The following is a 12,913-nucleotide window of genomic DNA, read 5'->3' on the forward strand; positions in this document are numbered from 1 at the left end:
CTGGGCGGCAGCGCGCTGCGTGCACGGGTGCCGCGAAATCTTTGAAGGGCCCGCGCCGCAGGGGCAGCGACGGCGGACCGATGCCTCGGACCGCCGCTGTTCGCGTGGCACGGCACGGACCCGATCAGGCGCTACGCGGCGGCTGCGCCGACCCGCTCGACCTGCTGGAGGACTCCTGCCGTTGTGTCTTCTCTGAGGAAGTACCCGGTGGTTCGGAATCCGGTGTCGGGGTCCTTGCCCGTGACAGTGAACCCGCCTGCGGGACCCGAGAGATCCAGAGTTCCGCGAAAGCGGAAGACCTGGCCGTCGGACAGGGTGCGTGTCACCAGTACTGTGTCACCACTTCGAAGGCTGCTGATGGTGCCGTGGGTATCACTCGTGTGTGCGCCGTTCATGTGTATCCTTCGCCGTCATGTTCGGTCGGGATGGTTGAGAGAGGGGCCGATACCTCAACGCTCGATCGGCATACCCGGGTCGGTCCATTGCACGGAACACGTCGCGAGCATGGAGACGTACGCGGCGATGGTGTCGGAGAGTTCGCTCAGCCGGCCACCTTCTGCCGTCGGCAGCACGTGGCGCCGATCGGTGTGCCGTCTCCGGAGCACCACGTAGGCCGCTGTGGCTACGACGCACACTGATGCCAGCAACGCCTCCGGCGATGGCCTTCTCATGGTTGCCCCTCTGTCGTGCGACCCGCGCCTGATGCGTGGGTCGCTGCTGTGATTTCTACGCGCTTGGATTCGATCCGGTTCATCGTGACCACAGTCGGGCGGGGCTGTGCCCAGCGACGAACCACAGCAGTGAATCGGTCGGAGCGGCCACAACCACTGAGGCACTTCTCCACCGAGAGCGGGCGTGAATCCGCATGCCGCAGCGTCTGCCGTGGCCGGTGAACCGGCCAGACCACGAGCCCGTAGTGCCCGCTGCGGACCGCCTTCTCCGCAGCAGCGGTTCCCATGTTTTGTCCCAGGAGTGCCAGAGCCGGCGCCGCGAAAGGCTCAGGCCGCAGTGACAGGCACCGCGGGATCCGGCGCGCCGCACGCGAGCGGCTCACCGACTTCTCCGCCTCGACGGCGCCGTCACCTGCCTCCCGGCGCCCCACCCGACAGTGGGCGTCGGCTGCAGCACAAGACACAGGCTCCACCGACTTCGACACCTTCAGGCGGCTCACATGACCTTCAGCAACGACCGGACGGCGCACAGGATCGCCCTCGGCAGGCTGCTCAACGAGATTCCGGGCAGCGACGATTTCCTCTTCTGGCACATCATCGGCACAGCCGGATACCTTCGGCCGGCGAAGAACGTGATGGTCGTCGAACCCTACGGTGACGGATCCACCGTACGACGCCTGCGTCAGGGCATCGATCACCTCACGCGCGCGGCAGGGGACGAGACAGGCGTCGAAGACCTCTGCGCACTGCTCTCGGACCTGTTCGAAGACCCCGAAACCGCGCTCGTCGACTTCCTGGACCAGTACATGGCCGACATCGGTCGCACGCAGTGGCGTGCGGACGTCTGGTTGGCGGACCTCGGCATCGCCCTGCGCGGCCTGTCCGCCCCGGACGAGCTGCTTGCACTGCGCCGCAAGTGGATGGAGCCCTCTGCCGGAAGCGTGCAGCGCCCTGTGACGACACAACGGGCCTTCAGAAGGCCCAGTGCGGCTGACAGCCTCGCGCTGCTCGGTCCCGCGAGTCCCGCAGTCGCTACTCAGGCAAATCGGAGCCCTTTCACCACGTGCAAGGAGGATGAACCGATCCCGTGAGGTTGCCGTTGTCGTTGATGCATCACTTGCACACGGCCATCCGCTGCCTCCTGGAGGGAAAAGAATTTCATGACGGCTGTCTTCGTCCACGGGGTACCCGAGACCAGTCACCTGTGGGATCGATTGCGGGCGCGTCTGAGCACCGACTCGGTTGCCTTGCGGCTTCCAGGTTTCGGCGCCTCCCGCCCTGATGGATTCGAGTCGACCATGGACGAGTACGTGCAGTGGGTGGAAGGGGAACTACACAAGCTCGATGGCCCGATCGATCTCGTGGGACACGACTGGGGAAGCCTTCTGGTGGCGCGTGTCGCCACCAGATCCACCGTCGCTCTGCGCAGTTGGGCCATGGACGTTGCCGGCATCCTCCACCCCGACTACGCGTGGCACGACATTGCCCAGCTCTGGCAGACACCGGGCTCGGGGGAGGCTTGGGCGTTTTCCACGCTGGAAGCCTCCGACCCCGGCAATGCCCTCAGCGCCGCCGGTCAGCTCATCGCGGCCGGGGTTCCCGAGAACGACGCCCGGGCGATGGGCGAGGACTTCGATCTGACGATGGCCTCGTCCATCCTCGCCCTGTACCGCTCGGCGACCCCCAATCCGTTCGCACACTGGGGGACAGAGCTGACGTCACCGACAACGGCTCCGGGCCTGGTCATCCACCCGACGCTCGACCCGTTCGACGACGCCGACTCACCAGCGGTGGCCTCCACCCTCGGAGCGCGTTTCGAGCGTCTCGAGGGTCTCGGCCACTGGTGGATGCTCGAGGAACCCGGTACTGCGGCCGCCACCCTGGAGAAGTTCTGGGCAGATCTGGACTCGTGATCCGCGCGAGTGGATCCGGACAGTGACGTGGCCGGGGGCCGGCTCAGGCCGACGAACTCGGCTTGCGTTGGCGGCCCATCGGAGGGATGACTCTCACCCGCGGTTCGCACTGGCAGCCGTTGCCGACGATCCGCAGCAGATCCCACCGTCTTGGCGGGCCTGTCCGGGTGCGGAGAACCGACAAGCCGTCGAAGGGGCCGGTTTGCCAAACTGACAAACTTGTTTGCCGTGGGAAGTACGTGGTGCGACCGTGCTCGAGAAGGTGGTCGCCATGACCCGCAACGGTGGAAACCACGTGACCGGAGCCCTCGATGCGGCGGACGCACCCGCCGGGCACGGCGCCTACGACGTCGCCGGTGGTGGGGCGGCAGGCCTGAGCGCGGCACTGGTTCTCGGCCGCTCACGGCGAAGCGTCCTCGTGGTGGACGCCGGTGAACGCCGCAACGCCCCGGCCGCGCACATGCAGGGATACCTGACGCGGGACGGTATGACTCCCTCGCAGTTTCTCGCCGCAGGGCGGCGGGAGTTGAAGGCGTACGGCGTTCGGCCAGCACATGGGGTGCGCTCAGGGCAGCGGCAGAGAGTCCCGACCCGCCAACCTCCCGCAGGGACCTCGGGAAGGGTCAGGGCGTGGGCAGCTGGAACAGCTGATACTCCGCGACGGTTTCGAATCCCATTTGCCGGTAGACCGGTTCCCCCATCGCGCTCGCCTGGAGCGTGCCGACCCGCAGTCCGCGTTCCCGCCCTTCGCGCAGGGCTGCCGCGGTCAGTGCCGCACCGATGCCTGGTGCCGGTTGGCCTCGGCGGTCGTGACCACGTAGACACCCGCCGCTCCGTGTGCCTCCAGCATGAGGGCGGTCCCCACCGCCTCCCTGTCGAGCCGTCCGGTCAGCCGGCCTCGATCCGTACCGTGTCGTCCCGCAGGTGCGGGGCAACGCCGAAGGACGGTCTGTAGGCGTGCACCCACTCCGTGAGCGCGGCGCGGGTGTCCACCGTCTCGATGTTGAGCCCGGCGGGCCGTCCAGTTCGGTCGGCCTGTCCAGCCGGACGGCTATGACCGGCATCTCGCCGACCTTCACCGCCCCGCGGAGCCACGGGACCCCGTCCAGCCGCTCGGTGGCGCATTCGACGGCGAGGCCGGCCTGCTCCCTGCGTCGCAGCCGCAGACCCCGTTGAGCTGAGGATGCGACACCCCGCTGCGACAGTAGGTGAGTTCCTCGTCCTGGCCGCCCTCTTGCCCCCAACCGAGCGAGTAGTAGTCACGGCAATTGGGCAGTTGGACGCAATGTCTCTCACGTCAAGCGCTCCCCTGTCCGTATCTCAGTGACAGCCCAGTCCTCGCGGCAGTCGATGTCTGCGGAAGCCGATCAGGTTTCCTGGTCGGCTCCGCGGCCACCGGGCGCCGCTCCATGCGTTCGCCCCGGGGCGGGCCGCCCCCAGGAGAGCGCGTCGGCGGGTGAGGAGGGCTCGTGCCGTGTCTGCTTGTTGATACGGCGCCGCAGTTCGGCCGAGCGTCGGTAGACCTCCCTGCGGAGGCGGTTCAGTTCGCCGAGCGGCGCGTGCTCCGGCCTCGTGCGCCAGGGATTGATCGCGGTGGCGTCAGCGGCCTCGATATTCCGCTCGTCCGAGATGTCCTGGGCCGGAACGCGCAGCAGCGCGACCGCGCGAAAGGGTGCGAGTTCCTCCGGCCATGCCACGGAGCTGTTGTCCACCGGCGTCGTCGAGAGGCTCGTGCACAGCTGGGCCTCGAGCGTGAAGGTGTGGGTGCGCTCGGCCGTCTCGGCCACGAGCGTCCGGCGGAACGGCTCGTCCTCGGCATCGGTGTCGACGCCGCGGTGGACCACGGAGGACGCCGTGCCCGTCGTGGGAGTGATGCGGAGCCTGGCGATGTAGCGCCCGAATCGGATGGCGCCGATGTTGTAGTAGCGGTACAGGAAGAGGTGCTGTCGCTCGATGCGCAGCAGGGACACGAAGGCGAGCAGGTCGTCCCACCGCCAGTCTTCCGGTTCCGCTCTTCCGCCGCTGGTGAGCAGTTGCTGCAGGACCTTGTTGCGGGACGCCGTGGTGGCCAGCGAGTCCGGCAGCTCTTGCAGCAGCTTCTGAGTGGTCAGGTAGTCGTGCGCGGTGTTCGAGAAGAACACCGGGGAATTGACCATCGGAATGTCGAGCGTGCCGCTGTCCTCTCCGTCCAGCAGCGACCGTCCTGGAACACCGAATAGCTTGATCCCCATGCCCAGGATGGGGCCGAGATACCGGTCCGCCCGGATGTGCGCGACACCGTTCGAGTACCGGGCTACGGCGTCGTACGTGCGCGGATGGGAGAAGAGCCCCTGGGCGTACTGCTTAGGCAGGCCGTCGAGCACCTCGAGTTCGCCCGCCACCAGGCCGAACGACTCTGCGTGCGCCCCCCGCAGGGCACGGCCGCCGTTGTCCCACACCCGGCCGCGCATGAAGGCCTCCATGTCGTCGACCAGGCGCTTTTCGATCTTTTGGTAGTCGGGGGGCAGGCTCTGCTGATAGGCGGAGAAGGGTACGAACGACATGGCTCTCTCTTCCTGGTCTCTGGCTCTGCCTATGCGCTGCGTGCCCGTCGCGGCGATGCGACGGGCACGCGGCGCGTCGGTGCGGCCGGGTAGTCACGCGACGGCTGGGACGCGGTTGCAGATGGCTGGTCCGTGGCCTGGCGGCGACGTCCGGCACGGAGCACCGGTGCAACACCGCCGGGCTGCGAGGAGGCGGGGCTGAGGTGCTCCGCTCCCGGCCTCCCCGGGGAGCCGCGGTACGGCCGACTGTCCAGCCCTGCTCCGCAACTCCAGTCTCTGCTACGGCCATTGGCGGCAGCGGGTTCACGCTGTTCGGGACACACCCCCGGCAGCGGGGCGGGCGTAGCCGCCGGCACGCACCGGACCGCACTCGCGCCTGACAGGTCCACGGCATTGAGAGGCACGCCGTAACCTGGGCGGGGGTGCACGCTGCGAAAGAGAGGTCATGGAATCGATGAGCAGGGGCGAAGGCGTCATCGACGACAGCCTGGCTGCCGGGCGGGACCGCGCCTTCGTCGGGCGCCAGGCAGAACTCTCGCTGTTCAAGGCCGCGTTGACGGGCGACGCTCGAGCGTGCCCCATCCACTACCTGCACGGGCCGGGCGGTATCGGCAAGTCGATGCTGCTGCGCCGTTTCGCCAGGGAGGCCCGCCTGGCGGGCCGTACGGTCGTCGAGGTGGACGGCCGTACGGCCGCTCCGACACCGGAGGGCTTCGCAGAGGCGGCCGGGCAGGAGGTGAACGCTCCGGGAGTGGTCCTGCTCGTGGACACCTTCGAGAGGTGCCAGGGACTCGAGGGCTGGCTGTGGGAACGCTTCCTGCCGCAGCTGCCCGTCGGCGCGATCGTGGTCGTGGCGGGGCGGAACGCTCCCGACCCACGCTGGGCAGCCGACCCCGGGTGGGACGGTCTGCTGCAGGTCACTTCTCTGCGCAACCTGGCGCCCTCGGATGCCGCCGCGTTCCTCACCGGGCGGGGCGTGCCGCCCCACGTCCGCACGACGCTGCTGTCGTTCACCGGCGGCAACCCGCTCGCGCTCGCACTGGCAGCCGCGCTCGCGATCAAGGACGAGGCGTCCGCACCCAGTTGGCGGCCCGATCAGGACGCCGTCTCCTTCCTCCTGCCTCTGCTCATCGGGGACACTCCGAGCTCCTCGCACCGCCGGGCGCTCGAGATCTGCGCCCATGCCTATGTCACCTCCGAGTCCCTGCTGCGGGCGCTCATGGGAGAGGAGGCATCGGAGCTGTTCTCCTGGCTGCGCCTCCAGCCGTATATCGAGACCTCGGCCGCGGGGCTCTTCCCTCACGACGCCGTCAGGGAGTCGTTGGAGGCGGACCTGCGCTGGCGGGACCCGGACGGCTTCGCCACGATGCACGAGCAGATGCGCCGGTACTTCCTCTCACAGATCCGCTCCGCGCCCGAGTCCCAGATGCTCCAGGCCACCGGCGCGCTGATCTACCTCTACCGCGGTGACGGCCTCATGTCGGAGTTCAACGACTGGCGCAAGGTGGGCCTGGTCCAGGAACAGCCGTACGGTCTGGCCCATCGCGAGCGCGTCCTGGAACTGGCTCACAAGGCCGAGGGCGAGGAATCCGCGGCGGTCGCCGCCTTCTGGCTGGACCGCCGGCCCGAGGCGTTCTACGTGTACCGATCGACACAGACGGGTGAGGTCGTCGCGTTCTTCGCCTGGCTGCGCATCGAGGAGCCAGAAGGCCTGGAGACCGATCCGGTGGTCGCCGCGGCCTGGCGGCACGCCCGGGCGATGGGGCCGATCAGACCGGGCGAACACATGGCACTGGCCCGCTTCTCGGTGTATCCCGACGAGTACCAGCACCCGTCGGCTCCGATGACGCACATGCAGTGGCGCGCGACCGGGGAAATGATCCGGGCCGACCGGCTCGCCTGGTCGTACATCGTGATGCGGGACAACGGGTCCTGGGACGCCCACCTGCGGGACATCAACATGCTGCCCGCCGACGAACGGCCCGCGGTCGGCGACCAACGCTACGCGCTGTTCGGCCACGACTGGCGCGCACAGCCGGCCGACCCCTGGCTGCAGGAGAAGACCGCCGCGATGCTGTCGGGCGCGTCCATGACCCCTGCACCGGCGCCGGCTCGCGGTGGGCTGCTCGTGCTGTCACGGCCGGAGTTCGACGCAGCGGTCCGGGAAGCACTGCGCACGCTGCGAAAACCGGCGGTGCTCGCCGGCAATCCGCTCAACCGCAGCCGTCTGGTCCTCGAGAGCGGGCGCAACCTGTCCGAAATTCTGGCGGCCGGCGCCGAGGGCCTGCTCGACGAGCGCAGCGGGGATAAGCGCCACCGTGCGGTGATCGCCACCTACTTCAGAGGCGCGCCCACCCAGGAGGCGGCTGCGGAACGTCTGGGACTGCCCTTCAGCACCTACCGGCGGCATCTCACGTCCGCCATCGAGCGGATGAGTGACCTGCTGTGGCACCACGAACTCCGGGGCACCGAGCTGCCGGTCAAGGATGGGAGCGGGGAGCCGGCCTGACAGCGCACCGGCTTCCGGGGGGCGGACGATGCGGTCCGCACCGGCGGCCCGGCACCGGTGTGTCAGGCCTGCTACATCATGAGCTGTCGCGCGGCGGTCACCGCCTCGTCGCTCAGCGGCGTGGGACGCAGGGTCTCGGGGTCCAGCCGCACCTGCACGCGATGGCCGTTGGCGTGCGTCACCGAGCCGGGGGTCACTTCTTGACGAGCTTGCCGTCGGGGGCCACCGCGAACCAAGTGCCCCCTGCGCCCTGGCCGTTGACGTCGCCCGGCTGTTTGTCGCCGGTGAACCAGTACAGCGGCCAGCAGTCGATGGTCTGCTGCTTTGTTCCGTCGGGCCGCTGGAAGGGGATGACCAGCTTCGGATCGATGCCTCGCACATCGTTCTTGGCGATCAGGGCGGCGGGCTTCCACTTCTCCAGGCAATCGCCGGCGCACGCGGATGTCATCGGCCAGTCTGTGTCCCGGGTGAAGCGGTACAGGGTACGGGCCTTGCCGTCGACCAGGATCTCGCCCAGTTCCGGGTGCTTGACGGTGGACATGCCCGGCAGATCACCGCTGCCAGCGCTCTCGTCCGCGCCGCTGCCCTTCCCGGCGCCCCCGCCGCGGATGGCGTCCAGTACGCCATCGAGGCCGGGCACGCCCTCCTCGGGGAGCGTGGCGAACCAAGTCCCGCCCACACCTTGGCCGTTGACCTGCCCTGGCTTCGTGTCCTTGGCATAGCGGTAGACGGGAATGCCGGCCACGGTCAGCTGGTCAATGCCATCGGGACGCTTCAACGAGCCGAGGAGGCCTGCCTCCAGCCCGGCCGGCACGGTCGCCCCCGCGGCGGGGACGGGCGGCCAGAGCTTGGCACAGCCGCCCACGCACGCGGACGCGGAAGGCCGTGCGCTGTCGTTCGTGAAGCGGTACAGGGTGAATCCTGTTGCGTCCGTCACGATGGGCCCCAGCTTGGGCTCGTTGGCCAGCGCGAGTTGCCCGGCCGGGGTGTCGGGACCGGGGACGTTCCCGGCCAGGTCCTGCGGGTTCACGGCGGCCGTCTCCTGCGCCCTGCCGACGGCTTGCCCGCCTTCGGAGCCGCTGCACGCGGACGTGAACACGATCGCGGCAGCCGTCAACGCGACCGCCCCGGTGCGCCAGCTCACCATGGCAACCAGCCTTCCCTCGCTGTTCCGCAGCGCCCGGCGGCGCTGCACGGATCTCCCTACGAGGGGCAAGGGGAGGAGGTTCACCGCATGTCGGGGACGGTCACTTCCCGGCGGCGTCGGGGGGGACATGGGCGTGCACCGTGACTTCTCGGCACGCCAGTACCCGTCGAAGGCCCTGGGCACGAGCGGCAGTCCCGGAGATGCTCGGCCAACGGCGTGTGCTGAGGGCGGGCCGTGGTGCTCCAGACTCTCTGCGGCCAACTCAATCAGCACGTGCTCACACTCCCGTGCCCGTCGGGCTGCGGGCATGAACGACCGCCATTCGAAAGGCTGTTGAACCGTTTACGCATTCGCGACGTTGGAACGCTGCGTAATCGAAAGTCAGGGCCTGGAGCCACCATCCGCGTCTGAAGGAGACCCGTGTCCCGTACGACGTCGCGCCGCCGACCCGCGGCCCGGCCCCGTCACAGGAGGACAGCCGTACTGGTCGCCTCCGTGACGGGCGTCGCCGTACTGACCTACGGCTGCCTGCCGGAACCGCAGAAGGGCGCTGCGACTGCCGGAGCGCGGGAGACGCCCGCATGGTCGGAGGAGCAGCCTGAACCGGACGAGCCGAGCACGCCGGCCGGCCCGTCGATCCCGGCCACCGGATCCGGGGAATTCGCTACCGCGCGTGACACCCTCGGGCCCGTCGGAAAAGGCACCCTCCGCCGGTACCGGGTGCAGATCGAGGACTCCCTGGACTTGTCACTGCCGGAGACCGCACGCGAGGTGAACGCAATCCTCGGGGATCCGCGCGGATGGACAGCCGAGGGGGATGCCTTCCAGCTGGTCCCGTCGGGACCCGTGGACTTCACGGTCAAGATAGCCACCCCCTCGACCGTCGACGCCATCTGCGGCGCCGCCGGTCTGGAGACCCAGGGCAAGGTCAACTGCACCGTGGGCTCGACGGTGGTCGTCAACCTCAGACGATGGCAGCTCAGATCACCGCAGTTCGACGGCCCCATCGAGGAATACCGTGCCCTGATCATCAATCACGAGGTCGGGCACCGTCTGGGACACGGCCACGAGGGCTGCCCAGGCCCAGGAAAGCTCGCTCCCGCGATGATGCAGCAGATCAAAGGCCTCAAGGGCTGCAAAGCCAACGCATGGCCCTACGACCGCCAGGGCAAGTACATCAAGGGGCCGCCGGTCGACTGAGCCGCGGGCTCGCGGCAGCCGGCAAACTGTGGGTCCCGTCCAGCTCGTCAGGCTGTTGCCCGGAAACCTCCGGCGTACCGGAGCCGCCGCCAGGAGTCCTGATGAGGAGGTAGGCGACGAGAGCGGACACGGCGAGTATCACGGCGGCCCATGTGAAGGCTGTTGTGAAGCCGTGGACCATGCCATGCGTTGCGGGCCGGGCCCGACCCACCGTGCGAGGCAAGATGGGCGGGTCGTCGCTCCGGCAGCAAGAGTGTTGAGCAGCGCGGTGCCGATCGCGCCTCCCACCTGCTGCGCGGTGTTGGCCATGGCCGACGCGACGCCCGCATCCCGGGGTTCGATCCCGTAGGTGGCCAGGCTCATCGCCGGCATGAAGGCCATTCCCATCCCGAGCCCGACCAGCACCTGGCCGGGCAGGACCAGAGCGACGGCGGCGACCCGCAGGGAGAGGGTGACGGGCGCGTCCCAGCCGTCGAACTCGGCGCGGGTGAACCCGTACACCAGTGACACAAGGCCGAGCGTGGAGAGGACCACGCCCCGGATGTCGAGGGGCGAACGGCGGCGGCCGCATTCAGGTTCCCCTACCCGCTGCCGAGGGGTCGGTGAAGGTGAATGCCGCAGTGCCCGGGAGATCAGGGTGTCAGGGCTGGACGACACCGCGTGCGTGGAGGATGTCGCGCAGTGCGCGCAGCGCGTAGTAGCTGCGTGATTTGACGGTTCCGGGAGGGATGCCGAGGGATGTGGCGGCTTGGGCGACGCTGTAGCCGTGGTAGTACGTCAGGGTGAGTATCTCCCGGTGGGGAGGGGCGAGTTGGCCGAGGGCATCCAGGACGATTTGTGTGGTGAGGATGTTGTCTATGGCGTCGTCGACCGGCAGGTCGAGGTCGTCTACGGAGTGGGTTTCCGGGGGTCGGATGCCGCGGGCGCGGTGGTGGTCGATGGCGAGGTTGCGTACGACGGTGAACAGCCAGGGACGGATGGAGATGGCGTCGGTGCTGTCGGAGGCGAAGTGTTTCCATGCACGGGCCGTGGCTTCCTGGAGCAGGTCTTCTGCCTTGTGCCAGTCGCCGCGCAGCAGGCGGGCTGCGTAGCGCAGCAGCGGGGCGGCGTGGTGGTGGTAGACGGCACGTACGAACTCCTCGCATCCATCGGACTGCAGGGAAGTGGCACTGGCACCCGACATCGATGCTCCGGCTTCCGAAGTCCCCCTCATGTTCTGACACCCTTTGCTCATCAGTGGTCCAGTTCTGTGGCATGCCCCGTTCCCGCGGTGTGCAGGAGGCATCAGGTTTTCCGCACCAGTCCCCGTTCAGGGCCGCGCCCGCCGGGCCTTCGCCCGAGAAACGCGCTTCGTGAGCGGACCGCTGGGACGGAACTCACGGACCGGCGTTGCGGTGCTGGGGATCAGCGCCGGTGGTCGTTCACTCATATGCCGATGGTGCTGCGTGCGAGCGCCTTCACGAGTTCGGTGCGGGACGGGCCTGTCCGCGTGGAGGACCCGGCGCTGTCCGCCAAAGTGGAGAAACGGGCCTGCAGGTCACGGGCAAGCCCGGCGGCCGGTCCCATGCCCAGCCCGGCCAGTGCCTCAGGGGCATGGGCCTCAAGGGGAAGGCTCCCCGGGGAACCGCCGTCCCGCGTCTGGAGCCGTTCCTCCCAGTCGGTGATCCGGTGGTGGAGCGGCGTCAGAAGGCCCTCGGTGAGACGGTCGAACCGCAGGACGACGTCCTCAGCATTGCCCTGCCGCACGGCATCCCTCACCAGGACGGCATGCAGAAGTCCCATCGACGGCCCCAGACCGAGCAGGGGGTTGGTTGCCGCCCACGCATTGCCGACACTCACTGTTCCGGTTGCCACCGGCCGGCCACCGATGACGAACCGCCGGTAGCAGCTGTCCAGACGTGATGTGACCCACACACCGTGCAGAGGGCTTCCGCTGCAGCGGGGCAGCAGCGGCTCGTAGAGTCCAGCTGCCCGGCTCCACGCGGACGGACCGGCGAGAGGAAACAGTTCGAGGTCTTCGTCGCTGATGCACAGCGTCATCGACCAGGGCCCCTGGCCTGCTGACAGCAGGGCGACGGAAATGCTGTCGAAGTGGTGAAGAGACCATCTTGCGCTCCCGGTGCGGGTCTCCGACGCAGCAAAGTGGCGTGTGTACAGTCGGAAGCCGGTGTCCTGGCGATCTTCCAGCGGTCTGGGGGCACCTACCTCGCTGAGCCACTTGACCATCTCCGAGCCACGGCCGCCCGCATCGACGACCAGATCGGCGAGAACGGCCTGACCTGTGTCTGTCAGGACCCCTTGGATGTGCGGCCTACCGGGGAGACGTTCTGTGCCGGTGAGCAGTGAGGCGACACCGATTCCGCGTTCCAGTCTTATGCCGTCGGTCTGCGACAGCTCCTCTCTCAGAACGGAGGAGACAACCGCGCGGGGCGCGACAAGGTCCGTTCCACCTTCGACAGCGGCGCTCGCCGAAACCAGTTTCCGAGCCAGGTCGGGCAGTTCGCGGGCCGCCATGAGCATGGCTCCGGGAAGCAGGAGAAGCGGTGGCTCCTCGGTCTTGCGCAGCGGGTCGGACGCGGTGTGGGTCTGCTCGCAGGTGCCTGAATCTGCCGACGAAGAAAGGCCGGGGCGCTGCGCGAGAACCGTTACCTGATGTCCCTCGGCCGCGAGCAGCAGGGCAACCATTGCACCCACGGGACCCGCACCGCACACCACAACATGCATCACACAACCCTCCGCCGTACCCGAGGGCATGAGCATGTCGGCCGCCACTGTTCACTTCCCAGACCGGTTTCCTGCTCAATGTGGCTCGCCAGCGCGTGGCCGCCAGTCAGTTGAGTCCTGATCAGCCAGAGATCGTGTGCGGACTGCGTGTGTTTCGGCCAGGAGGCAGGGAGCGACATTGGCCCTGTGGCTGTCGGGAACCGGTT

Annotated in this window: 10 protein-coding genes and 2 pseudogenes; 5 read left to right on the forward strand and 7 right to left on the reverse strand. The window is 68.4% G+C overall.

Annotated features, from left to right (window positions below):
• Nucleotides 1-131 precede the first annotated feature (131 nt).
• Both ACH492_RS33245 and ACH492_RS33250 read right to left on the reverse strand, forming a co-directional pair.
• Nucleotides 132-326, reverse strand: coding sequence for a hypothetical protein (locus ACH492_RS33245; RefSeq protein WP_398992092.1), 195 nt, complete (start codon nucleotides 324-326; stop codon nucleotides 132-134).
• 123 nt (nucleotides 327-449) lie between these two features.
• Nucleotides 450-671 (reverse strand): hypothetical protein, encoded by a 222-nt coding sequence (locus ACH492_RS33250; protein WP_398992094.1) that lies wholly within the window; start codon nucleotides 669-671, stop codon nucleotides 450-452.
• A gap of 500 nt (nucleotides 672-1,171) precedes the next feature.
• Here ACH492_RS33250 and ACH492_RS33255 point away from each other — a divergent pair, with 500 nt between their 5' ends.
• The 3 genes and pseudogenes from ACH492_RS33255 to ACH492_RS33265 all read left to right on the forward strand — a co-directional run.
• Nucleotides 1,172-1,762: a hypothetical protein gene (locus ACH492_RS33255; RefSeq protein WP_398992096.1), complete on the forward strand. Its 591-nt coding sequence runs from the start codon at nucleotides 1,172-1,174 to the stop codon at nucleotides 1,760-1,762.
• Nucleotides 1,763-1,831: 69 nt separating this feature from the next.
• Entirely contained in the window at nucleotides 1,832-2,584 is a 753-nt protein-coding gene (locus ACH492_RS33260) for an alpha/beta fold hydrolase (protein ID WP_398992098.1), read from the forward strand.
• 271 nt (nucleotides 2,585-2,855) lie between these two features.
• Nucleotides 2,856-3,128 (forward strand): annotated as a pseudogene (locus tag ACH492_RS33265) (FAD-binding protein); the annotation flags it as partial.
• Between the two features lie 823 nt (nucleotides 3,129-3,951).
• On the opposite strand, the gene ACH492_RS33270 reads toward ACH492_RS33265, so the two are convergent.
• Nucleotides 3,952-5,127 carry a catalase family protein gene (locus ACH492_RS33270; RefSeq protein WP_398992100.1) on the reverse strand — a complete coding sequence of 392 codons (1,176 nt, stop codon included), beginning with the start codon at nucleotides 5,125-5,127 and terminating at the stop codon, nucleotides 3,952-3,954.
• Nucleotides 5,128-5,572: 445 nt separating this feature from the next.
• Between ACH492_RS33270 and ACH492_RS33275 the strand changes: the two genes are divergently transcribed.
• Complete coding sequence (locus ACH492_RS33275; RefSeq protein ID WP_398992102.1) at nucleotides 5,573-7,636, forward strand: ATP-binding protein; 2,064 nt, start codon at nucleotides 5,573-5,575, stop codon at nucleotides 7,634-7,636.
• A 193-nt stretch (nucleotides 7,637-7,829) separates the two neighbouring features.
• On the opposite strand, the gene ACH492_RS33280 is transcribed toward ACH492_RS33275, so the two are convergent.
• A complete protein-coding gene (locus ACH492_RS33280; protein WP_398992104.1) occupies nucleotides 7,830-8,831 on the reverse strand; it encodes an SCO0930 family lipoprotein in 1,002 nt (333 codons plus the stop codon).
• A gap of 372 nt (nucleotides 8,832-9,203) precedes the next feature.
• On the opposite strand from ACH492_RS33280, the gene ACH492_RS33285 reads away from it, so the two are divergent.
• On the forward strand, nucleotides 9,204-9,983 hold the full coding sequence (locus ACH492_RS33285; RefSeq protein WP_398992106.1) for a DUF3152 domain-containing protein: 780 nt from the start codon (nucleotides 9,204-9,206) through the stop codon (nucleotides 9,981-9,983).
• Here the strand turns inward: ACH492_RS33285 and ACH492_RS33290 are convergent.
• The 3 genes and pseudogenes from ACH492_RS33290 to ACH492_RS33300 form a co-directional block, all read right to left on the reverse strand.
• A pseudogene (locus tag ACH492_RS33290) lies at nucleotides 9,961-10,568 on the reverse strand (hypothetical protein); the annotation flags it as partial. The gene ACH492_RS33285 and the pseudogene ACH492_RS33290 sit on opposite strands and share 23 nt — an antisense overlap.
• A 55-nt stretch (nucleotides 10,569-10,623) precedes the next feature.
• Nucleotides 10,624-11,166 (reverse strand): sigma-70 family RNA polymerase sigma factor, encoded by a 543-nt coding sequence (locus ACH492_RS33295; protein WP_398992108.1) that lies wholly within the window; start codon nucleotides 11,164-11,166, stop codon nucleotides 10,624-10,626.
• Nucleotides 11,167-11,408: 242 nt separating this feature from the next.
• A complete protein-coding gene (locus tag ACH492_RS33300; RefSeq protein WP_398992110.1) occupies nucleotides 11,409-12,743 on the reverse strand; it encodes an FAD-dependent oxidoreductase in 1,335 nt (444 codons plus the stop codon).
• Nucleotides 12,744-12,913: the final 170 nt, after the last annotated feature.

Source organism: Streptomyces sp. NPDC019443 (assembly GCF_044389785.1).
Classification (GTDB): domain Bacteria; phylum Actinomycetota; class Actinomycetes; order Streptomycetales; family Streptomycetaceae; genus Streptomyces.

Coding starts and splice junctions, on each gene's coding strand:
- ACH492_RS33250 (WP_398992094.1), bottom strand. CDS start 671: ATGAGAAGGCCATCGCCGGAGGCGTTGCTGGCATCAGTGTGCGTCGTA.
- ACH492_RS33255 (WP_398992096.1), top strand. CDS start 1,172: ATGACCTTCAGCAACGACCGGACGGCGCACAGGATCGCCCTCGGCAGG.
- ACH492_RS33260 (WP_398992098.1), top strand. CDS start 1,832: ATGACGGCTGTCTTCGTCCACGGGGTACCCGAGACCAGTCACCTGTGG.
- ACH492_RS33270 (WP_398992100.1), bottom strand. CDS start 5,127: ATGTCGTTCGTACCCTTCTCCGCCTATCAGCAGAGCCTGCCCCCCGAC.
- ACH492_RS33275 (WP_398992102.1), top strand. CDS start 5,573: ATGGAATCGATGAGCAGGGGCGAAGGCGTCATCGACGACAGCCTGGCT.
- ACH492_RS33295 (WP_398992108.1), bottom strand. CDS start 11,166: ATGTCGGGTGCCAGTGCCACTTCCCTGCAGTCCGATGGATGCGAGGAG.
- ACH492_RS33300 (WP_398992110.1), bottom strand. CDS start 12,743: ATGCTCATGCCCTCGGGTACGGCGGAGGGTTGTGTGATGCATGTTGTG.